Genomic DNA, 20752 nt, shown 5'->3' with positions numbered 1-20752 from the left:
GACGGGCAACCGGACCGCCGGTACCCGCCCCACCGCACGGACCAGGAGGAGCGAGCATGCGACTGTTGATCGAGCTCGACGACCGACGTGAAGCGGTCGAGGTCGACGGGTGGGCAGCCACGTCGTGTCTCGGCGAACTCGTCCAGTCCGCCGTGGGCATCAGCCTCGAGCCCGGCACGACCCTGGCGGTCGACGGACACCGGACGAGCGTGGACACCCCGATCCGCGACCTCGTCCTGCTCGAGGGCTCCCGCATCGCCCGGACGCCCGAGGAACGCCCCCAGCTGGTCGACGGCTGGACCGTCACCTTGGCCGGCGGTCTCGACACCGGGGCAGTCGTCCCGATCCCCCGGTCCAGGAGGCTCGTGGTCGGTCGGGCGCCGCAGGCCGACCTGGTCCTGCCCACCGAGAGCGCCTCGTGGGAGCACTGCACGCTCGAGCTCGAGGACGACGGGGTCCGGATCCGGGACTCCGGGTCGACGAACGGCACCGTCGTGGCGGGGGAGCGACTCGACGAGGAGGGCGTCCTCGTCGAGGTCGGCACGAGCGTCATCGTGGGTGGCGCCGTGTTGCTCGTGCGCCCGGACCTGCACGAGACGCCGGTTCCTGCTCCGGGTTCGCTCCCGAACCTCACCCCCGCGGCCACGGCGCCGTTCAACCGTCCTCCGCGTCCGGGGCGCAACCGGGACGTGGAGCCCGTGTCGCCGCCGAGCAAGCGGGACGTGCCGCCGGCGTCGAAGTTCAGCTGGATCACGGTCGCCGCACCGCTGGTCCTCGCCGGTGCGATGGTCGCACTGCTCGGGGACGCCCGCTTCGCGCTCTTCGCCCTGCTCAGCCCCGTCACGGCGATCGGCATGTGGTTCGAGCAGAAGCACCGGCGCGCGAAGAACCTGAAGGAGGAGGACGAGCGCTTCGCGGAGGCGGTCCGCGACTTCAGCGGGGAGATCACCGCTGCCGCCGCGATCGAGGCCGCCCGTCGCCAGGAACTGGTCCCCGATCCGGCGACCGTGGTCCGGCGCGCGCTGTTGCCCGCGACGACCCTGTGGCAGCGCCGAGCCGACGACGTCGACTTCCTCAGCCTGCACGCCGGCACGGGCGACGCGCCCTGGCGTCCCCAGCTCGACTCCCGCGCGACGCAGATGAAGCTCGAGGAGGCGGCGAAGACCGCCATCGAGGAGAGCAAGCTGACGGCGGCCCCGGTCGTCGCGGACCTCAGCGACGCCGGCGTCGTGGGCATCGTCGGCGACCGCGAGGGTGCCCTCGCACTTGCCCGGAGCCTCCTGGTCCAGGCGACGGTGCACTGCGGACCCGCCGACCTGACCGTCGGTGTGTTCTGCGACAGGGGCCGCGAGGACGACTGGTCCTGGGCCTCCTGGCTGCCGCACACCCGCGTCGCGGGGAGCAGCACCGGCCAGCGGTGGATGTCCGCGCAGCGTGACCAGGGCGCCGCGGTGCTCCGCGGCCTGCGCGAGTCCATCGACGAGCTGCCGACCCCGGAGCTCCTCGTGCTCATCGACTCCGAGGTCCTCACCGAGGGGCGCGACGCCCCGGCCCGGAGCCTGCTCGGCCATGGTCGGGCAGCGCTCGGCCAGGTGCGTCGTCCGGGCGAGCGGCCCCGCCGGGCGAGCGGGATCGTCATCGCGACGAACGAGCAGCAGCTCCCCGCCGCGTGCACGATGATCATCACGGTGGGGGCCGACGCGGCCGCGACGGTGTACCGCCCGGAGGACCGCACGCGCGTGGACGACGTCGTGCTCGCCGGTCTCAGCCCGGCCGACGCCGAGCAGTGCGCCCGGCACGTCTCGCACTTCGACGACCCGGAACTCCTGGTGCCGGGTGCCTCGCTGCCGTCGCTCGTGCGGCTGCCCGACCTGCTCGCGAGCGCTGCCCCCGACTCTGCTTCCGAGCCGAGCGGTCCCGCGGCCATCCGTGCCGCCTGGGACGCCCGGACCGGCTTCTCGACGCCGATCGGGTCGTCGGAGAGCGGCGTCCTCGAGATCGACCTGGTCCGCGACGGCCCGCACGGCCTGGTCGGTGGGACGACGGGTTCCGGCAAGAGCGAGTTCCTGCGCTCCTTCGTCGCCGGGCTCGCCGCGCGCAACGACCCGACGCGCCTGAACTTCCTGCTCGTGGACTTCAAGGGCGGCGCCGCCTTCGCCGCGTGTGAGCGTCTGCCGCACACGATCGGCACGATCTCGAACCTCGACGAGCAGCTGGCCGACCGCGCCATCCGGGCGCTCGAGGCCGAGCTCGGGCGACGCCAGCGGGTGTTCGCCGCCGCCGGTGCCGACATCGACAACCTCGACGCCTACCTGGCGACCAAGCCGTCCGAGCCGATGCCCCGACTGCTCTTCGTGGTCGACGAGTTCGCGATGCTGGCGAAGGACTTCCCGGACGTCCTGACGTCCCTCGTGGCGATCGCCGCGGTGGGTCGTACCCTCGGCGTGCACATGGTCCTCGCCACGCAGCGGCCGGCCGGTGTCGTCAGCGAGGACATCCTCGCCAACACGAACATGCGCGTGGCCCTGCGCGTGCAGAGTCGCGAGGACTCGACGAACGTCATCGGCGTGCCGTCGGCCGCCGGCATCGGACGGCAGCAGACCGGTCGTGCCTACGTGAAGCTCGGCCAGGACGACATCACGCCGGTGCAGACCGCGCTCGTCACCGGTCGCGCCCGCGACGCCCGCGCCGAGCAGCCCGTCACGGTCCGCCCCACCGACGTCTTCGGCGTCCCCGCGCCCGTGGCGTTCTCCGCACCGGCGTCGAACGACCTCACCGACCTCGACGTCCTCATCGACGCGATCCGCACGGCCAACGACGAAGCCGGCTACGCACCGCCACGGCCGATCTGGCCGGAAGCGCTCGGCACGTCCGTCCCGCTCGACGCGCTCCTGCCGGCACCCGACACGACACAGCAGACGTCCGCACCGACCCGCGTCCCGGTGGCCCTGGCCGACGACCCCGACAACCAGCGCCAGGTCCGGACCGGGTGGGACCTCGCCGAGGGCAACCTCATGCTCATGGGCATCCCCGGCAGCGGGACGAGCACGGCCCTCGCGTCGATCGCGCTGCAGCTGGCCCGCACGACGAGCCCCGACGACCTCGACCTGCTCGTCCTCGACATGGGTGCCGGCGACCTCGCGCCCCTGGCGGACCTCCCGCACACGAGCGCCTACGTCGGGTCCGGTGCCGGTGCTGCCGAGCTGCAGACCCGCATGCTCCGACACCTCCGCACCGAGCTCGACCGCCGCCGTGCTGCGCCGGGTGGTCGTCGTGCCGTCGTGCTCCTCGACGGTCTGGCGGCGCTCCGCGACGAGTACCAGGACTTCGAGGGACAGCAGCTGCTCGACGCGCTCTACCGCGTCTACGCCGAGGGGCCGGCGCTCGGCATCTCGTTCGCCGTGTCCACCACCCGGGCGAAGGCCGTCCCCTCGGCGATGGACGAGGTGACGACGCAGAAGTGGCTCTTCCGCCTCGCGGACCCGTACGACTACGCGACCATCGGCGTCCGACCGAAGGACGTGCCGCCGCCCGTCCCCGGCCGGTTCATCGACTCGACGGCGAAGCTGCAGTCGCACGTGGGCACGCCGACGGGCTCCCTCGCCGAGGCTGTCCGCGCGGTCCGCGAGCAGTGGGGCGACGTCACGCCGAAGGCCAGCGCGGTCGGTCGGCTCCCGGGCTCGGTCGCGGTCACCGACCTCGCCGTCCCCGCCCGCTTCGACACCGAGCCGTGGCAGCTCCCGGTCGGCATCGCGGAGGACGACCTCGGCACCGCCGTGCTCGAGGTGTACGACGGCGAGCACGTCCTCGTCGCCGGACCCGCGCGCTCCGGCAAGTCCTCGGTGCTCCTCGCCCTGGCCGCAGCCGCACGGAGCGCTGAGGGGACCCGACCCGCCGTGTGGGCCGTCTGCGACCGACGCTCACCGCTCGCGAGCGCGCTCGACACCGGGGCGGTCGACCGTCTCGCCGTCGGTGCCGACGAGGTCCCGGCGCTGCTGGCCGGCCTCCGGCTCGAGCGTGGACCGGTGATGCTGCTCATCGACGACGCCGAACGGTTCGACGACGGCGACCAGAGCATCGCGTCGCTCCTGACGTCCGAGCGCCCCGGGCTCTGCGTGGTCGCCGCCGGGCGATCGGCGGACCTCCGCTCGATGTACAGCCACTGGACCCGAGCGGTCCGGAAGGCCCGTTGCGGGGTCCTCCTGCAGCCCGACGTCGACTACGACGGCGAGCTCCTCGGCGTCACGCTGCCTCGACGCTCTCCGGTCGCGCTGACGACCGGGCGCGGGTACGCGGCCTCGGGAGGCGCGGTGCGGCTCGTGCAGACGGCGTCCGCCGCGAGCTGATCCCCTCCGCCCCTCGAACTGCTTCCCGGCTCAGCTCGCTCAGGCCAGCACGGACCGGCCCGCGCCCGCGCCCGCGCCCGCGCCCGCGGCCGAGGCCGAAGCCGGACTCAGACATCGAACCGACAGATCACCGCGAGGGTCCCGCGGCGATCTGTCGGTTCCGCGCCCAGACCGACCGCCCGGGCGGCTCCCGCCGAGACCGCGGCCTGCCGGTCAGTCTCGCGTGGTGATCCCGAACGGCTGGCTCTCGAGGTTCGTGAAGTTCCCCACGGTCGCCCGCACCGTGCACGACGGCGCGACCGACAGCGCGGTCACGACGAGCCCGTCCGACGACACCGCGAGTGCCCCCGAGCAGCCGTCGGCGAACCGCACGCCGGACTCACCACCCGCGACGTCGGTCAGCATCTCCGAGGGCTTCCCGGCGCTCGGGCTGCGGTACAGCGGGTTCAGCTCGTCCGCACCGCTCGGCCACACGGGCACGAGCGTCACGGGCAGCGTGGTCTGGCTGACGGTGCGGTCGGGGGTGCGGACGTCGACACCCTGGAGGCGCTGCACCGGGTACGCGGTACCGGTCACCTCCTGGTCGGTCACCGCTGCGGTGGTCGCCTCGCCGACGGCGTCGAGCCACTCCTGCAGCCCGGAACCGCCAGACCCGGAACCGCCAGCCCTGGTGGCACCCGACCCTGATCCGTCCGAACCCGCCCCCGAGCCACTGGCCGCCACCACGTCTTGCGGCACGGAGGCCTGCACGGTGACGGAGCCGCCCGCCTCGATCTCGACCCCGGTCAGGCTCCACGCGCACGCGGTGTCGACCCCGGTCAGGGACGGCTGGTTCCGCTTGGCCGTGACACCCTCGCCGTTCCACGTCACCGCCGGGCACTCGGCGTCCTCGTCCGCGCCGGGGAGGACCTCGAGCAGGGGGCCGCTGAGCGGTGCGGTCTGCGCGCTGTACGTGATCGAGACCTCGACGGTGCCGGCCTGGGGGTCGACGACGGCCTTGCGCGTGGTCGTCAGCCCCGTGGGGAGCGGTCGGTCCTGCTGGTACGCGCTCGCCGCCTGCGCGGTGCCGGTGCCGGTGGGGGCGCCCTTCCGGCCGGCGCCGGGCAGCCACACGACGGCGGCGACGACGAGCACCACGACGAGGACGACCCCGACGACGCCGAGGGCGAGCATCCGGTTCGTCAGCCAGTCCGGCCGACGGAGGCGGCGTCGGGGCGGCTCGGGTTCGGCGGCGGCGACGGCGACCGGCGGGCGGGCGAGGGGTCGGATGACGGTCTGCGAACCGGCCTGCCCGAGCTCGGGTTCGGGGCCGGCGTCGACGGCTGCGAGCGCGCTGCCCGCGTCCCCGTCACCCGCACCGGCCGTGGACGCACCCGCCGAGAGAGCGCCGGCGCCCACACCACCGGCGCCACCCGCGGCGCCGGACCCACCGCGCACCACGGTCGCCGGCCGCTCGACCTCGTCGAACGAGTCCGGGTCGTCCTCCCGCGGCAGGGCCGGCGCGTCCCGGAGCGAGCGTGCCAGCCGGCGGAGGGTGGCCGCGGCGTCGACCGCGGAGGGTCGCGCTGCCGGGTCCTTGGCCAGGAGCGACGAGAGCGTCGACCACAGCGCGTCGGGCACGTCGAGCCGCGGCGGGGTCGAGGTCACGTGCCGGTAGGCGACGGCGAAGTCGGTGCCCGGTCCGGCGAACGGTGTCCGCCCGGACAGGAGTTCGTAGAGCATGACGCCGGCGCCGTACACGTCCGAAGCCGGACCGGACCGGCCCTGGCTGATCGACTCCGGCGCCATGTACTGCGGCGTGCCGAGGAGCCCGGTCGTCTTGCGGTCCCGTTCGGCCACGACCGAGGCGATGCCGAAGTCCGACACCCGCACGTCGCCGGTCCTGCCCGCGGTCCACGCGGAGTCGAGGAGCACGTTGTCCGGCTTGACGTCGCGGTGGCTGACGTCCTGCTCGTGTGCGGCGGCGAGGGCGTCGAGTGTCTCCGCGGTGATCGTCAGCGCGTCGGCCGGCGGGAGCGTGCCGACGGCGAGCAGCAGGTCCCGGGCCGAACCCCCACGGACCAGGTCCATGACGATCGCGAGCCGGTCACCCTCGACGACGAGGTCACGGACCCGGACGATCGAGGGGTGTCGGAGGGCGAGGAGCACCGAACGCTCGCGGACGAACCGCTCGACGACGTCGGGCTCCGCGGCGAGTTCGGCGCGCAGGAGCTTCGCGGCGAACTGCTCGCCGGTCGCGGTGTGCTCGGTCCGCCAGACCTCGCCGGACGCTCCGGTCCCGAGCAGTTCGACCAGGCGGTAGGACGCACCGAGCGGCTCACCACGGCCGTACTGCGCGTGCTGTCCGTCCTCCGCCACAGATCCCCCAGACCCACGATCACCGGCGCGTCACCGGCCGCCCCATGTTACCGGCCGGACCCCGGCGCTGCGTACTGGACGTCGATCGTGTGGGCGACGAACCCCTGCCGTCGGTAGAGCGCCAGCGCGGGGGTGTTGTCGCCCTCGACGTACAGGGCGACGGCGTCGAGCCCGCGGCCGACGAGCCGGGCGGACCCCGCACGCATGAGCACGCCGCCGAGGCCCTGCCCCTGCAGGTCGGGGCGGACGGCGACCGCGTAGAACTCGCCGACGCCGTCCTCCACCTTGAGCCAGCACGAGCCGGCCAGGCGTCCGTCGGCGTCGCGCAGCAGCACGAGGTCGTCGCCGGAGAACCAGGCGTCGGACTCGCGGGCCCGCAGGTCCTCGAGCGTCATCCGGCCCTGCTCCGGGTGCGTGGCGAAGGCGGCCGCGTTGAGCGCGAGCCAGTCGGTCTCGTCCTCCGTGGAGCCCGCGCGGAAGGCGTCGAGTCGGTAGCCGTCCGGGAGGCCCGTCTCCGGTGCCGCGGTCGGCACCGGTGCGCGCAACTGCAGCAGCGTCCGCTCCGCGGACCAGCCGTACCGGGCCGCGAGGGCGCGTGCGGCCGGGTGGTCGCCGTGCGCCCACGCGCGGACCGGTGCGTCGTCGCCGAGGGCGAGCACCTGCTCGACGAGGCCGGTCCCGATGCCGCGCCCCCGGGCCTCCCGGCGGACGACGACCTCGACCTCGTCGTCCCGGACGACGGCGACGCCGGAGTCGTCACCGAGCACCCGCGCCCGACCGGCCCGCAGGTCCACGAGCGTCTGGTCGGAGAACGGGGGAGCCTCGCCGTCCGCGACCGCGGCGTCGGCGAGCTGCTCGACGACGGCGAGCATCACTGCCCCTGCAGCCGTTCGTCGTCGTCGTGGACGTTGAAGCGGTACCCGACGTTGCGGACGGTGCCGATGAGCGACTCGAGGTCGCCGAGCTTGGCGCGCAGGCGTCGGACGTGCACGTCGACCGTCCGGGTGCCGCCGAAGTAGTCGTACCCCCAGACCTCGCTGAGCAGCTGCTCGCGGGTGAAGACCCGGGCGGGGTGCGACGCGAAGAACCGGAGGAGCTCGAACTCCTTGAACGTCAGGTCGAGCGGCCGGCCACGCACCTTGGCGGAGTAGCTCGCCTCGTCGATGACGACGCCGGAGGCCTGGATCTTCGACCCGGTCGGGTTCTTCGACGCGCGACCGGCGTTGAGGCGGATGCGGGCGTCGACCTCCGCGGGGCCGGCGGACTCGAGCACGACGTCGTCGATGTTCCACTCGGTCGTCACCGCGGTGAGGCCGCCCTCGGTGACCACGAGGACGACGGGGGTGGTCGAGCCGCTCGTGGCGAGGATCTTGCACAGGGCCTTGGCACTGACCAGGTCGGTGCGGGCGTCGACGAACATGAGGTCGCTCTGCGGTGCGTTCACCAGCTGCGCGGCCTCGGCCGGGACGTGGCGGATCCGGTGGCTCAGCAGGCCGAGGCTCGGGAGGACGTCGCCGGGCGCGGCCGAGGTGAGTACCAGGAGCTGTGCCACAGGACCTCCAGAGGGAGAAGACGTCGTTGCGCCATCCTAGTGAGCCCGCAGAACCCACCCGGACGGACGGTCCAGCGCGGGACTGTCATGATGGGGACGTGAGCGAGACGAGCGACCCCGCGACGGCCGAGCCGCCCGTCGGGCCGAGCCAGCGCCGACTGCGGCTGGCGTCCGTCGTGCCGGTCTGGTTGCTCGCGGTGGTCGGAGCGGTGCTCGTGCTCACCCTGACGGCGAAGGACTCGTTCGCCTGGCTCCTGCTCGTGTTCGTCGCGGCGGTGTTCGTCAGCTTCGTGCTCCAGCTCGCGACGCAGACGAAGGACGGTCTGGTCGAGCGGATCAGCATCGCCTCGTCCGGGTCGTTCGTGGTCGTGCTCGTCACCGCGCTCGTCCTGCTGGCTCGCTGAGCGTCCTGCGCTGTCGGTGCCGGCCGCGTAGAGTTGCGGCATGGATTCGCTGCTTGCGCTCGAGCTCTTCTACGTGGGCCTGCTCGGCCTGGCGTCGCTCGCCATCGCGTTCATCTCGGTGACGGTCATCGTCAAGCTCTTCAAGGGCCAGCGGTGATCGAACTGCCGGAGGGCCTCTCGGCTGAACTCGTCCCGCTGTCGTGGCTGGTCGGCGTGTGGGAGGGCACCGGGGTGGTCGAGTACCCCGTGGGCGAGGACGACACCGTCCGCACGTACGAGTTCGGCCAGCGCGTGAGCTTCAGCCACGACGGTCTGCCGTACCTCAACTACTCGTCCACGACGTGGCTGCTCGACGAGGACCGCACGCCGCTCGCCGCCGAGATGGGCTACTGGCGACTCGACCGTCCGTCCGAGCCCGGTGACCGCGGTCCGGCGATGCTGCTCGGCGACGGACCGGTGCCGTTCTCGACCACGCAGAGCGTCGAGACGCTGCGCAACCAGACCGACGGGTTCGACGTCGAAGCGGCGATCATCCACCCCACGGGCGTCAACGAGCTCTACGTGGGCCGGGTGAAGCAGGGCCGCATCGACCTCGCCACCGACGCCGTGATGCGCTCCGCCAACGCCAAGGAGTACTCGGCGGCGACGCGCATGTACGGTCTCGTCGAGGGCAAGCTGTTCTGGGCGTGGGACATCGCCGCGCTCGGCCGTGAGCTCACCTCGCACGCCTCGGGGCAGCTCGCGAAGGTCGACTGATGCCGTCCCCGTTCGCCGGACACGACGGCTTCGTGGCGTCCGAGGCCGGTCCGGCCGCGCACCTCGGCAACCCGCTCGGCGAGCAGCGCCTGCTCGCCCGGGGCCGCGCGGTCGTGGAACTCGGGCTCGGGGTCGTCACGGTGTCGGGCCCGGACCGGCTGTCCTGGCTGAACTCGATCACGTCGCAGCTGCTGCTCGGCCTGGCGCCGGGCGTCAGCACCGAGACGCTCGTGCTCGACGCGTCCGGTCGGGTCGAACACGCCGCCCGTGTCGTCGACGACGGCGAGACGACCTGGCTCCTCACCGAGCCGGACGACGCCGCGCCGCTCGCCGCGTGGCTGTCGTCGATGCGGTTCATGCTCCGCGTCGAGGTCACCGACCGTTCGGCCGACCTCGCCACGCTCGGCTGGTTCGCGGGTGCGGACCCCCTCGGCGACGCCGCGCCGCTCGCGACCTGGGTCGACCCGTGGTCGTCCGTCACGCCGGGCGGCTGGGGCTACGCCGACCTGGAGGCCCACCCCGGCTCCGACTGGACCCTCCGCATCGCCGTGGTCACCCCCGACACCGCCGCTGCCGTCGCGGCCTCGGACGTGCCGGTCGCCGGCCTCCTCGCGCTCGAGGCCCTGCGGATCGCCGCCTGGCGCCCGGCGCTCACCGACGTCGACGAGCGGACGATCCCGCACGAGCTCGACTGGCTCCGCTCCGCCGTGCACCTGTCGAAGGGCTGCTACCGCGGGCAGGAGACCGTCGCGAAGGTGCACAACCTCGGGCGTCCGCCGCGGCGGCTCGTGATGCTGCACCTCGACGGATCCGACGGCGTGGTCCCCGCGCCGGGCACCCCCGTCACGCTCGACGGCACCGAGGTCGGGCGGCTCGTCGCCTCGGCCACGCACCACGAGCTCGGGCCGGTGGGGCTCGCCGTGGTCAAGCGTTCGCTGGACCCGTCGGCGGTGCTGACCCTTCCGGCCGACGACGTCGTGGTGACCGCCGCGCAGGAGGTCATCGTGCCTCCCGGGGCCGGTGCGACCGCCGACGTGCCGCGCCTCCCGCGGCTCGGGGCCGTCCGCCGCGGCTGACCGGCCGAGCGCGGCCGCGCCCCACACCCCCGTCCGCGCCCGACACCCCGCCCGCGCCCCGCACCGAGCCCCGTCCCGCTCATCACGCCCGGTCCTGACGGGGTGCGATGTCCGTCGGCGGGTGCGACGCGCCCACCGACGTCGCTCACGCCGGGGCGACCGCCGACCAGGGGACGCTGAGTTCGCCGAGGCGCCAGCGCGTCACCCCGTGCAGCACCGGCCACCCGCGGTCCCGCACCCCGCGGACGGTCGCGATCCAGCGCTGCCGCGGGCCGTACGTGCCGAGCGGGGCCGCAACCGCCCAGGCCAGGTCGAGGTCGCGGAGGAACGCGTGCACCCGCTCCCCGGGGACGTTCCGGTGGATGAGCGCCTTCGGCAGGCGTTCCGCCACGATGCTCGGGACGTCTAGCCCGGCCAACCGCAGGGCGACCGTGAAGGTGTGCGGGGCCTCCCGGTCGAGCGTGACCCACGAGGCGACGCGACCGACCTCGTTGCAGGTGCCCTCGACGAGCTGGCCGCCGGGCTGGAGCCGGTCCTGCATGATCCGCCACGAGCCGACGACCGCCGACTCGTCGTACTGCCGCAGCACGTTGAACGCGCGGATCACGGCGGGCCGCCGTCCGCCCGGTGTCGGGGTCTCGAAGCCGCCGAGCCGGAAGGTGACGCCGTCACGGGTGCCGGCGTTCGCGAGGGCCACGCGCGAGGGCTCGATCTCGATGCCGGTGACCTCGACGTCCGGTCGGACGCGGGCCAGCCGGTCGCGGAGCTCGAGCGTCGTCGTCGGGCTCGCGCCGTAGCCGACGTCGGCGACGAGCGGGTCGTCGGTCCGGCGGAGCACCGGGAGCGTGGCGATCCACCGGTCGACGCGGCGGAGCCGGTTGTGCCCGGTCGTCCCGCGCGTGACGGTGCCGATCGGCGAGGCGTTCCCGGGCATGGGACCAGGGTACGGGTGGAGCGCCGCTCGGTAGACTCGGCGCATGACCTCCACGCTCGTCCTGCTGCGTCACGGCAACAGTGACTGGAACCAGAAGAACCTGTTCACCGGTTGGGTCGACGTCCGGCTCTCCGAGCTCGGCGAGAAGGAGGCGAAGCGCGCCGGCGAGCTGATCGCCGAGTCGGGCATCGTGCCCGACGTCCTGTACACGTCGCTCCTGACCCGTGCGATCCAGACGGCCGACATCGCCCTGCTCGAGGCGGACCTCGCCTGGCTGCCGGTGAAGCGCGACTGGCGCCTCAACGAGCGCCACTACGGCGACCTGCAGGGCAAGGACAAGGCGCAGACCCTCGAGCAGTACGGCGAGGAGCAGTTCATGGAGTGGCGCCGCTCGTTCGACGTGCCGCCGCCCCCCATCGCCGACGACGCCGAGTGGTCGCAGGCCGGTGACCGCCGCTACGCCGGACTCGGCGACCAGCTGCCCCGCACCGAGTCGCTCAAGCTCGTCATCGAGCGCCTGCTGCCGTACTGGGAGTCCGACATCACGCAGGACCTCGCCGCGGGGAAGACCGTCCTCGTCACCGCGCACGGCAACTCGCTGCGCGCGCTCGTGAAGCACCTCGACGGCATCTCGGACGACGACATCGCGGGGCTGAACATCCCGACGGGCATCCCGCTCGTGTACGAGCTCGACGACGACCACCGTCCGACGAAGCCCGCGGTGTACCTCGACCCCGAGGCCGCCGCTGCCGGCGCCGCGGCCGTCGCCGCGCAGGGCGCGAAGAAGTAGGACCACCCGGGGCGACGTGCGTCGCGTCCGGACAGGAGGCCCGTCCCCGGCCGGGGCGGGCCTTGTGTCCGTCAGGCGAAGTGCGCGGCGATCTCCTGCACGAGCATGCCCACGTCGTAGGGACGGGCGGTGTCGACCCGGACGACGGGCGTCACCCCGACCGGACCGGCCGCGTCGCCGTGCTCGTCCCAGAAGGCGAGCACCGACGCCAGGTCCCCGTGCACCTCGTGGCGCACCGGCAGTGTGCCCGGGTCGTACCGGTCGCGGAGGCGCTCCTCCGCCGTGGCGCGGTCGACGTCACACCACACCTCGACCGCGCGCGGCGACCCGGCGGTGGTGAGTCCGGCCTCCAGGAAGCCGCGGTCGCGGGACGGCAGCCAGACGGCGTCGACGACGACCCCGTTCTCGACCGCACCGGCCATCGACCACATCGTGTCCAGGGCGACACCGCCGAGCGTGCGCGGGGCGATCATCGGACCGGCGATGTCGGCCAGGGGCTCCTTGATCCGGTCCTTCGACAGGAAGGGGCAGCCGAGCACCTCGGCGAGGGCGGCCCCCACCGTGCTCTTGCCGGAACCGGGCATGCCGTTGACGATGATCGCGACCTGGGCCATGCCCTGATCCTCCCAGGTCTCCGACCGCAGCACACCGCCGGGACAGCACGACGCCGCCGACCCCACGGGACGCCGCGGGGTACGGCGGCGTCTCGCCGGTTCGGCGGCGTGAGCGGCAGGCGGAGCTGACGGGCGGCCGGAGTCGTCAGGCGGCCGGAGTCGTCAGGCCGGCGAGGTCGTGACCGCCGCGGCGCCGGCCCAGTCGCCGGTCGCCAGGTACTCGACCTTCTTCGCGATGGAGACCGCGTGGTCGGCGAAGCGCTCGTGGTAGCGGGAGGCCAGGGTGGCGTCGACCGTGTCGACCGGCCCGCCCTTCCAGGCCTCGCCGAGCACGAAGTCGAAGACGCTCGCGTGCAGCTCGTCGACGGCGTCGTCCTCGTCGCGGATCTCGGCAGCGAGGGCGATGTCCTCGGTCGCGAGCAGGCGCGTGAGCTTCTGCGACATCGCGACGTCGTGTGCGCCCATCTGCTTGAAGGTGCCACGCAGGCCCTTCGGGACGACCTTCTCGGGGAAGCGCTGGCGCGTGAGCTGCGCGATGTGCTCGGCCATGTCACCCATGCGCTCGAGCGAGGAGCTCACGCGGAGGGCGGTCACGACGACACGGAGGTCGCGCGCGACCGGGGCCTGGCGGGCGAGGATGTCGATCGCGACCTCGTCGAGGTTCGAGGCAGCCTCGTCGATCTTCTGGTCGTCGGCGATCACCTCCTCGGCGAGTGCGACGTCGGAGTCGCTGAACGCCTGGGTCGCTCGGGTGATCGCGGACTCGACGAGTCCGGCGATCTCGGTCAGACGCTCTTGGACGTCCTGCAGCTCCTGCTGGAACACTTCGCGCATGGGGGAGAACCTCTCTCTGCGTACCGGACGAGTGTCGTCAGCCCAGGTGAACGATCGGTGACCTGCGGCTGAACGGTTCGCGTTCCGGCCCGGAGAGGGCGGTGAACGGGATCGGAACCGCGTGTGACGACTCCTACACTGACGGCATGGACAACGCGTGGCTCGTGCCACTGTCGATGCTCCTCGGCGGTGTGTTCGGAGCGGGCGTCGTGGTGCTGATCATCACCGCCGAGCGCACGGCACGGGCTGCCGACGTGGCGGAACGGACCCTCCCCGACGGCGTCGCCGCAGTGATCGCCACGATGCACAACCCCGCCGTCGTCGTCGACCCGTCGAACACCGTCGTCGCCGCCTCCCCGCAGGCACTCGCGGTCGGACTGGTGGTCCGGCGCAAGCTCGTGCACGCCGAGCTCGCCGAACTCGTGGACCAGGTGCGGCGCAGCGGGGAGATGGGGTCGGAGGACCTCGAACTCCCGCGCGGGGGACGGGGCGACGTCATCGGCTACCTCAGCTTCCGCGCGGCACAGCTCGGCAACCGGTACGTGCTCGTCACGGCCGACGACCTCACCGAGAGCCGGCGGATCGACGAGGTCCGACGGGACTTCCTCGCCAACATCTCGCACGAGCTGAAGACCCCGATCGGCGCGATCGGCCTGCTCTCCGAGACCCTGGTGCTCGCCGCCGACGACCCCGCGCACGTGCGGAAGTTCGCCGCGCAGCTCGTCTCCGAGTCGGAGCGGCTCGGCGCCCTGACCAAGGACATCATCGAGCTGTCCCGACTGCAGTCCGTCGACGCGCTCGAGGCCAGCGAGGAGACCGCGATCGACGCGGTCGTGCAGGCCGCGATCGACGGCAACGAGGTCGTCGCCCGGGCCCGCGACATCGAGCTCGTCCGTGCGAAGCGGTCGAAGCTGCGGGTGATCGGCGACCCCGGCCTGCTGCAGGTGGCGGTGTCGAACCTCATCGCGAACGCGGTGAAGTACTCCCCGGACCACACCCGCGTCGGCGTCGGTGTCCGGCGGGTGAAGGGCTTCGTGGAGATCGCGGTCACCGACCAGGGCGTCGGCATCCCGCAGTCCGACCTCGACCGCGTGTTCGAGCGGTTCTACCGCGTCGACCCCGCACGGTCCCGTGCGACCGGCGGGACCGGCCTCGGCCTCGCCATCGTGAAGCACATCGTGAGCAACCACGGCGGTGACGTCCGCGTGTGGTCGCAGCCCGGCAAGGGCTCGACGTTCACCATCCGGCTCCCCGAAGCAGACCCCGAACTGACCACAGCACTCGAAGAGCAACTGGAAGAGCAGCCATCGTGACCAAGATCCTCATCGTCGACGACGAGCCGGCCCTGAGCGAACCCCTGGAGTTCCTGCTGCAGCGCGAGGGGTACGACACCTCCGTCGCTGCCGACGGCGTCACCGCGCTGTCGAAGTTCGACACGGACGACCCCGACCTCGTCCTGCTCGACCTCATGCTCCCCGGCCTGAGCGGCACCGAGGTGTGCCGGCAGATCCGCACCCGGTCGAACGTCCCCATCATCATGCTCACCGCGAAGGACTCCGAGGTGGACATCGTCGTCGGGCTGGAGCTCGGCGCGGACGACTACGTGACGAAGCCGTACTCGACGCGGGAGCTCCTGGCCCGGCTCCGTGCCGTCCTCCGCCGTCGCACCGAGGACGACCCGGGCGACGTCGGCATCCTGCAGGTGGGCGGCATCCGGATGGACGTCGAGCGCCACACGGTGTCGGTCGACGGGTCGGAGACGCCGATGCCGCTCAAGGAGTTCGAGCTGCTCGAGCTGCTGCTGCGCAACGCCGGCCGCGTGCTCACCCGCGGGCAGCTCATCGACCGGGTGTGGGGGTCGGACTACTTCGGCGACACGAAGACGCTCGACGTGCACATCAAGCGCATCCGCTCGAAGATCGAGCGCGTGCCGAGCACCCCGGAGGTCCTCGTGACGGTCCGCGGGCTCGGGTACCGCATCGAGGCGTAGCCGCGTCCGGACAGACAGGAGGCCCGGAGCCGGTCCTGCGGGACCAGCCCCGGGCCTCCCGGGTGTCTGCTGCGTCAGTTCGTGCCGTTGTCGCCCTCGGACGAGTCGGTCTGCGGACCCTCCTGCGTGCCGGGGGCGTCGGCGCCACCGGTCGGCTGCGTGCCGCTGACGGAGGGGGAGGTCTCGGTCGGCGTCGGCGTGGGGGTCGGCGCGAGGGTCTGGTACTCCTCCTGCGCGCTCGTGAGGACCGGCACGGTGGCCGACGCGCCCTCGGCGCCCTGGTAGGAGAAGTACATCTTCACGAGCGAGCCCGGCTTCGCGGTGACGTCGTCGAAGTCGACCGTGTCGTGCTGCTCGTCGTCGGCGAGCACGACGGTCGAGTTGCTCGGGACCTCGACGGTCTGGTCGGTGCCGTCGAGCTCGAGCGTGACGGTGCGGTCGCGGTCCCCGGTGTTGACCAGGGTGCCGACGAAGCGGGCGTCCTCGCCGGTGTCCGTGATGAGCAGGGCGTTGCGCACGTCGATGCTGCCCGTCGACACGTCCACGCCGTCGGTGATCTGGCGGATCTCCTTGGTGCGCGCCGGCGACAAGAACTCGCAGCCGGTGGCGCCGAGGGCGATGGACGCGGCGACGGCGACGGAAACGAGTACCCGAGCTCGCAAGAGGTTCCTCCGGAAGTCAACGATGGCGGACCGTGCGGCCCTGGCGATCATCCTACCCAGGCCCCGGCACGGCCGGAGGTCAGGGTCGGCGGTGCCCCGCGCGCCCCGGCCCGTCGCCGCCGGCCCGGCCCATTACCCGAACGGCCCTTGTGGTAAACTGAAGGTCTGGGAACGGAGCCTGATACATGCAATTCGAGGTCGGCGAGACCGTCGTCTACCCCCATCACGGGGCGGCAACCATCTCTGAAGTCAAGACTCGCGTCATCAAGGGCGAGGAGAAGGTCTACCTGAAGCTGCGCGTCACGCAGGGTGACCTCACGATCGAGGTCCCGGCGGACAACGTCGACCTGGTCGGCGTCCGCGACGTGATCGGCAAGGAAGGCCTCGACAAGGTCTTCGAGGTCCTGCGGGCACCGTTCACCGAGGAGCCGACCAACTGGTCGCGCCGCTACAAGGCGAACCTCGAGAAGCTCGCTTCGGGGGACGTCATCAAGGTGTCCGAGGTCGTGCGTGACCTCTGGCGCCGCGACCAGGACCGCGGACTCTCCGCGGGCGAGAAGCGGATGCTGGCCAAGGCTCGGCAGATCCTCATCTCCGAGCTGGCCCTGGCCGAGAAGACCGACGAGGACAAGGCATCGACCGTCCTCGACGAGGTCCTCGCCTCCTAGCGCGAACCGCAGCTGGACCACACGACGACGACCGTCCTGCTCCCCGATCGGGTGAGCAGGGCGGTCGTCGTCGTCGCGGCGGGTTCCGGCACCCGCCTCGGGCTCGGGACGGCCAAGGCGTTCGTCCCCGTCGCCGGTGAACGCATGCTCGTCCGCGCACTGCGGACGGTGCTCGCGCTGACCGAGCCGACGTTCGTCGCGGTCGTGGCACCGGCGGACCGGCTCGACGAGTGCCGGGAACTCGTCGCCTCCGTCGCGGGCGCCGCGGTCGCGTACACGGCGGTCGTGCCGGGAGGCGCGGACCGCCACGCGTCGGTCGAGGCCGGCCTGGCAGCCCTGCCGGACTCCGTCGTCACGGTCCTCGTGCACGACGCCGCGCGGTGCCTCACCCCGGCGAGCCAGTTCGAGCGGGTCTTCGCCGCGGTGCTGGCGTCGGGCGCCGGTGTCGTCCCGGGCCTGCCGGTCACCGACACCGTGAAGCGTGTCGACGGGGACACCGTGGTCGAGACCGTCGACCGTTCGGCGCTGGTCGGGGTGCAGACGCCGCAGGGCTTCCCGCTCGCGGACCTCCGCCGCGCGTACGCCGGGGCAGCCCGCGCCGAGACCGACGACGCCGGGGTGTTCCAGGCGGCCGGCGGGACGGTCCGGACCGTGCCCGGTGACGCCGACGCGTTCAAGATCACCACTCGGTGGGACCTCGGTCGTGCCGAGGCCGTCGTCGCCGAGCGTGCGGCGGCCGCGTCGACGCCTCCGTCGCTCGACCTCAGGGTCGGGCTCGGTGTCGACGTGCACGCCTTCGACGCCGCGAGCCCGTGCCGCGTCGGTCTGCTCGACTTCCCGGGTGAAGCGGGCCTCTCCGGACACAGTGACGGGGACGCCGTCGCGCACGCGGTGTGCGACGCGCTCCTCTCCGCAGGCGGCCTCGGGGACATCGGCGGGCGGTTCGGCACGTCCGACCCGCGGTACGCCGGAGCGACCGGGGACGTCTTCGTCCGCGGGGCCGTCGAGCTGCTCCGCGCGGAGGGCCTCGTCCCCGTCCGTGTCACGGTCCAGGTCGTCGGGAACCGCCCGCGCATCGGGGCTCGTCGCGAGGAGATGCAGGACGCCCTCGCCGCGGTCGTCGGCGCTCCCGTCGCGGTCTCCGGCACGACGACCGACGGGCTCGGCTTCACCGGGCGGGGCGAGGGGCTCACCGCGATCGCCACGGCCGTCGTCCGGGCCGTCTGAACACTCCACAGGCTCTGCCCTGTTCCGTCGCGGTGGGGGCGTCCCCCTCTAGGCTTGTCCTGTGACCGTTCGCCTGTACGACTCCCGCGCCGCCGACGTCGTCGACCTCGTGCCCCTGGTCGACGGACAGGTCAGCATGTACGTGTGTGGGCCGACCGTGCAGTCCTCCCCGCACATCGGACACCTCCGGTCCGCGCTCGTCTACGACATCTGGCGTCGCTGGTTGAGTCACCGCGGGTACCGGGTCACCCTCGTGCGGAACGTCACCGACATCGACGACAAGGTGCTCGACCTCGCCGCGGGCACCGACGAGGCGTGGTGGGCGCGGGCCTACCGCGTCGAACTCGAGTTCACCGCCGCCTACGCCGCGCTCGGCATCCTGCCGCCGACGTACGAGCCCCGCGCGACGGCGAGCATCCCGCAGATGCAGGACATCATCACGAGCCTCATCGAGCGCGGGCACGCCTACCCGGCAGCGGACGGCAGCGGTGACGTGTACTTCGACACCGCGAGCTGGCCGGAGTACGGCGCCCTGACCCGTCAGCGACGCGACGACATGGTCGACGCCACCGACGCCGATCCCCGGGGCAAGCGGGACGCCCGCGACTTCGCCCTGTGGAAGGGCAGCAAGCCGGGGGAGCCGTCCACCGCCAGCTGGGACTCGCCGTGGGGTGCCGGCCGCCCGGGGTGGCACATCGAGTGCTCGGCGATGTCCCGGCGCTACCTCGGCCCGGCGTTCGACATCCACGGCGGCGGCCTCGACCTGCGGTTCCCGCACCACGAGAACGAACTCGCACAGTCCAGCGCGGCGGGGGACGCTTTCGCCTCGTACTGGCTGCACAACGGGCTCGTGACCGTCGGCGGGCAGAAGATGTCCAAGTCCCTCGGCAACTCGATCTTCGCCGCGGACTTCCTGGCGGCCGCACGCCCCGTCGTCGTCCGCTACTTCCTCGGCGCCGCCCACTACCGGTCCACGATCGACCACCACGAGGGCTCCCTCGCCGAGGCCGAGGCCGCACTCGACCGCATCGAGGGCTTCCTCGAGCGCGGTGCCGCACGACTCGAAGGGGTCCGGCTCGCCGACGCCCCGACGGTGCCGCAGGCGTTCGCCGACGCCATGGACGACGACCTCGCGGTGCCCCAGGCGCTGGCCGTCCTGCACGAGACCGTCCGGTCCGGGAACGCAGCGCTCGACGCCGACGATGCGGAAGCGCTCGGTGTCGCGTACCATCAGGTGGCCGCGATGGTGGAGGTGCTCGGCATCGACCCGCGGGCGCCGCACTGGTCGGGTGGTGCGCACGACACCGCCGCAGCACCGCTCGCCGCCCTCGTCGAACGCCTCGTGCAGGAACGCGCCGACGCCAGGGCCGCACGGGACTTCGCCACGGCCGACCGCGTCCGGGACGACCTCGCAGGCGCGGGCATCACGATCGAGGACACACCGTCCGGAACACGCTGGAGCATCGCCTGAACACGGCAGTGCCGAACAGGAGAACTGCATGAAGAACGTCTCGGGGAGCAAGAAGGGTCGTCCGGGCGCCGTCCGGACCGGCCGCAAGGGCAACAAGCAGGTCGGTTCCGGCGGGCAGGGCGCGCAGGCGCTCGAGGGCCGCAAGCCGACGCCGAAGGCCGAGGACCGCCCGTACCACCCGGCCGGCAAGCGCAAGGCCGCCAAGGAGCGCTTCGAGGCCGCGCGTGCCCGTCGTGGCGGCAGCAGCGCCTCGGCGCCGCAGACCCGCTCGGGTGGTCGACCGCCCGCCCGCAAGACCGACGACAGCGAGCTGGTGACCGGCCGCAACTCGGTGCTCGAGGCGCTCCGGACGAAGACGCCGTCGACGACGCTCTACATCGCCGCCCGGATCGAGGTCGACGACCGCGTCAAGGAGATCCTGGCGCTCGCCAACCACCGCGGCGTGCCGATCATGGAGATCATGCGTCCGGAGCTCGACCGCATCACGGGGCACGACAGCGTGCACCAGGGTGTCGCGCTCAAGGTGCCGGCGTACGAGTACGCGGTCGCCGAGGACCTCGTCGAGCGGGCGTTCTCGCGCGACCAGGTCCCGCTCATCGTCGCGCTCGACGGCATCACCGACCCGCGCAACCTCGGTGCGATCATCCGGTCGACGGCCGCGTTCGGTGGGCACGGGGTCATCGTGCCGCAGCGTCGCTCCGTCGGCGTGACCGCGTCGGCGTGGAAGACGTCCGCGGGTGCCGCTGCCCGGACCCCCGTCGCGATGGCGCCGAACCTGACGCAGACCCTCAAGTCGCTGAAGTCGATGGGGCTGTTCGTCCTCGGTCTCGACGGTGGTGGGGACGTCGAGCTGGACGCCCTCGAGCTCGCCGACCGGCCGATCGTCATCGTCGTCGGCTCGGAGGGCAAGGGGCTCTCCCGCCTCGTCACCGAGACGTGCGACGCGATCGTCTCCATCCCGATCTCGAGCGCGACCGAGTCCCTCAACGCGGGCATCGCCGCGAGCGTGACCCTGTGGGAGGTCGCTCGGCGCCGACGCGCCGAGTAGCGCCTGTCTCTTATACACATCT

18 protein-coding genes are annotated in these 20752 nt (G+C 72.8%); 11 read left to right on the top strand and 7 right to left on the bottom strand.

Annotation, left to right across the window (positions count from 1 at the left end):
* Nucleotides 1–56: 56 nt before the first annotated feature.
* Complete coding sequence (locus DEI84_RS12630; RefSeq protein WP_110891083.1) at nt 57–4346, top strand: FtsK/SpoIIIE domain-containing protein; 4290 nt, start codon at nt 57–59, stop codon at nt 4344–4346.
* A gap of 213 nt (nt 4347–4559) precedes the next feature.
* Here DEI84_RS12630 and DEI84_RS12625 read toward each other — a convergent pair whose 3' ends face one another.
* Genes DEI84_RS12625 through DEI84_RS12615 form a run of 3 tightly spaced genes read right to left on the bottom strand, consistent with a single transcriptional unit; the run spans nt 4560 to nt 8256 of the window.
* The gene (locus tag DEI84_RS12625; protein ID WP_110891082.1) at nt 4560–6704 is read right to left on the bottom strand and encodes a serine/threonine-protein kinase; all 2145 of its coding nucleotides are present in this window, start codon (nt 6702–6704) and stop codon (nt 4560–4562) included.
* 47 nt (nt 6705–6751) lie between these two features.
* The gene (gene mshD, locus DEI84_RS12620; protein WP_110891081.1) at nt 6752–7576 is read right to left on the bottom strand and encodes a mycothiol synthase; all 825 of its coding nucleotides are present in this window, start codon (nt 7574–7576) and stop codon (nt 6752–6754) included.
* Nucleotides 7576–8256 carry a response regulator transcription factor gene (locus DEI84_RS12615; RefSeq protein ID WP_110824120.1) on the bottom strand — a complete coding sequence of 227 codons (681 nt, stop codon included), beginning with the start codon at nt 8254–8256 and terminating at the stop codon, nt 7576–7578. Before DEI84_RS12615 ends, mshD begins: the two co-directional genes overlap by 1 nt.
* A gap of 98 nt (nt 8257–8354) precedes the next feature.
* Between DEI84_RS12615 and DEI84_RS12610 the strand changes: the two genes are divergently transcribed.
* From DEI84_RS12610 to DEI84_RS12600, 3 genes are all read left to right on the top strand, one after another.
* Nucleotides 8355–8660, top strand: coding sequence for a hypothetical protein (locus DEI84_RS12610; RefSeq protein WP_110824119.1), 306 nt, complete (start codon nt 8355–8357; stop codon nt 8658–8660).
* Nucleotides 8661–8813: 153 nt separating this feature from the next.
* On the top strand, nt 8814–9416 hold the full coding sequence (locus DEI84_RS12605; RefSeq protein ID WP_110891080.1) for an FABP family protein: 603 nt from the start codon (nt 8814–8816) through the stop codon (nt 9414–9416).
* Nucleotides 9416–10492 carry a folate-binding protein YgfZ gene (locus DEI84_RS12600; protein ID WP_110891079.1) on the top strand — a complete coding sequence of 359 codons (1077 nt, stop codon included), beginning with the start codon at nt 9416–9418 and terminating at the stop codon, nt 10490–10492. The genes DEI84_RS12605 and DEI84_RS12600 overlap by 1 nt, the downstream gene beginning before the upstream one ends.
* A gap of 145 nt (nt 10493–10637) precedes the next feature.
* Here the strand turns inward: DEI84_RS12600 and DEI84_RS12595 are convergent, their stop codons facing one another.
* Nucleotides 10638–11426, bottom strand: a complete 789-nt coding sequence (locus tag DEI84_RS12595; RefSeq protein WP_110891078.1) for a class I SAM-dependent methyltransferase — start codon at nt 11424–11426, stop codon at nt 10638–10640.
* A 43-nt stretch (nt 11427–11469) separates the two neighbouring features.
* Here DEI84_RS12595 and DEI84_RS12590 point away from each other — a divergent pair, with 43 nt between their 5' ends.
* Nucleotides 11470–12216, top strand: a complete 747-nt coding sequence (locus DEI84_RS12590; RefSeq protein ID WP_110824115.1) for a phosphoglyceromutase — start codon at nt 11470–11472, stop codon at nt 12214–12216.
* 71 nt (nt 12217–12287) lie between these two features.
* Here the strand turns inward: DEI84_RS12590 and DEI84_RS12585 are convergent, their stop codons facing one another.
* A complete protein-coding gene (locus DEI84_RS12585; protein WP_110891077.1) occupies nt 12288–12830 on the bottom strand; it encodes an AAA family ATPase in 543 nt (180 codons plus the stop codon).
* Nucleotides 12831–12992: 162 nt separating this feature from the next.
* Complete coding sequence (phoU, locus tag DEI84_RS12580; RefSeq protein ID WP_110824113.1) at nt 12993–13664, bottom strand: phosphate signaling complex protein PhoU; 672 nt, start codon at nt 13662–13664, stop codon at nt 12993–12995.
* A gap of 146 nt (nt 13665–13810) precedes the next feature.
* Here phoU and DEI84_RS12575 point away from each other — a divergent pair, with 146 nt between their 5' ends.
* Together DEI84_RS12575 and DEI84_RS12570 are read left to right on the top strand one after the other, a co-directional pair.
* Nucleotides 13811–14977 carry a cell wall metabolism sensor histidine kinase WalK gene (locus tag DEI84_RS12575; RefSeq protein WP_110891076.1) on the top strand — a complete coding sequence of 389 codons (1167 nt, stop codon included), beginning with the start codon at nt 13811–13813 and terminating at the stop codon, nt 14975–14977.
* Nucleotides 14974–15654, top strand: coding sequence for a response regulator transcription factor (locus tag DEI84_RS12570; RefSeq protein ID WP_110824111.1), 681 nt, complete (start codon nt 14974–14976; stop codon nt 15652–15654). The genes DEI84_RS12575 and DEI84_RS12570 overlap by 4 nt, the downstream gene beginning before the upstream one ends.
* Nucleotides 15655–15728: 74 nt before the next feature.
* Here DEI84_RS12570 and DEI84_RS12565 read toward each other — a convergent pair whose 3' ends face one another.
* Nucleotides 15729–16316, bottom strand: coding sequence for a hypothetical protein (locus DEI84_RS12565; protein ID WP_110891075.1), 588 nt, complete (start codon nt 16314–16316; stop codon nt 15729–15731).
* Between the two features lie 185 nt (nt 16317–16501).
* Here DEI84_RS12565 and DEI84_RS12560 point away from each other — a divergent pair, with 185 nt between their 5' ends.
* The 4 genes from DEI84_RS12560 to rlmB all read left to right on the top strand — a co-directional run bounded on the left by DEI84_RS12560 (nt 16502) and on the right by rlmB (nt 20730).
* Nucleotides 16502–16984 (top strand): CarD family transcriptional regulator, encoded by a 483-nt coding sequence (locus tag DEI84_RS12560; protein ID WP_017888066.1) that lies wholly within the window; start codon nt 16502–16504, stop codon nt 16982–16984.
* A gap of 51 nt (nt 16985–17035) precedes the next feature.
* Nucleotides 17036–18211, top strand: a complete 1176-nt coding sequence (gene ispD / locus DEI84_RS12555) for a 2-C-methyl-D-erythritol 4-phosphate cytidylyltransferase (protein ID WP_110891074.1) — start codon at nt 17036–17038, stop codon at nt 18209–18211.
* A 61-nt stretch (nt 18212–18272) separates the two neighbouring features.
* Complete coding sequence (cysS, locus tag DEI84_RS12550) at nt 18273–19682, top strand: cysteine--tRNA ligase (RefSeq protein WP_110891073.1); 1410 nt, start codon at nt 18273–18275, stop codon at nt 19680–19682.
* A gap of 28 nt (nt 19683–19710) precedes the next feature.
* Nucleotides 19711–20730: a 23S rRNA (guanosine(2251)-2'-O)-methyltransferase RlmB gene (rlmB, locus tag DEI84_RS12545; RefSeq protein WP_110824107.1), complete on the top strand. Its 1020-nt coding sequence runs from the start codon at nt 19711–19713 to the stop codon at nt 20728–20730.
* Nucleotides 20731–20752: the final 22 nt, after the last annotated feature.

The sequence above is a fragment of the Curtobacterium sp. MCBD17_023 genome, from assembly GCF_003224415.1.
Lineage (GTDB): Bacteria > Actinomycetota > Actinomycetes > Actinomycetales > Microbacteriaceae > Curtobacterium.
This window is presented reverse-complemented; position numbering and strand designations above follow the sequence as displayed.

Coding starts and splice junctions, on each gene's coding strand:
- DEI84_RS12630 (WP_110891083.1), top strand. CDS start 57: ATGCGACTGTTGATCGAGCTCGACGACCGACGTGAAGCGGTCGAGGTC.
- mshD (WP_110891081.1), bottom strand. CDS start 7,576: ATGCTCGCCGTCGTCGAGCAGCTCGCCGACGCCGCGGTCGCGGACGGC.
- DEI84_RS12600 (WP_110891079.1), top strand. CDS start 9,416: ATGCCGTCCCCGTTCGCCGGACACGACGGCTTCGTGGCGTCCGAGGCC.
- DEI84_RS12595 (WP_110891078.1), bottom strand. CDS start 11,426: ATGCCCGGGAACGCCTCGCCGATCGGCACCGTCACGCGCGGGACGACC.
- DEI84_RS12590 (WP_110824115.1), top strand. CDS start 11,470: ATGACCTCCACGCTCGTCCTGCTGCGTCACGGCAACAGTGACTGGAAC.
- DEI84_RS12585 (WP_110891077.1), bottom strand. CDS start 12,830: ATGGCCCAGGTCGCGATCATCGTCAACGGCATGCCCGGTTCCGGCAAG.
- phoU (WP_110824113.1), bottom strand. CDS start 13,664: ATGCGCGAAGTGTTCCAGCAGGAGCTGCAGGACGTCCAAGAGCGTCTG.
- DEI84_RS12575 (WP_110891076.1), top strand. CDS start 13,811: ATGGACAACGCGTGGCTCGTGCCACTGTCGATGCTCCTCGGCGGTGTG.
- DEI84_RS12560 (WP_017888066.1), top strand. CDS start 16,502: ATGCAATTCGAGGTCGGCGAGACCGTCGTCTACCCCCATCACGGGGCG.
- rlmB (WP_110824107.1), top strand. CDS start 19,711: ATGAAGAACGTCTCGGGGAGCAAGAAGGGTCGTCCGGGCGCCGTCCGG.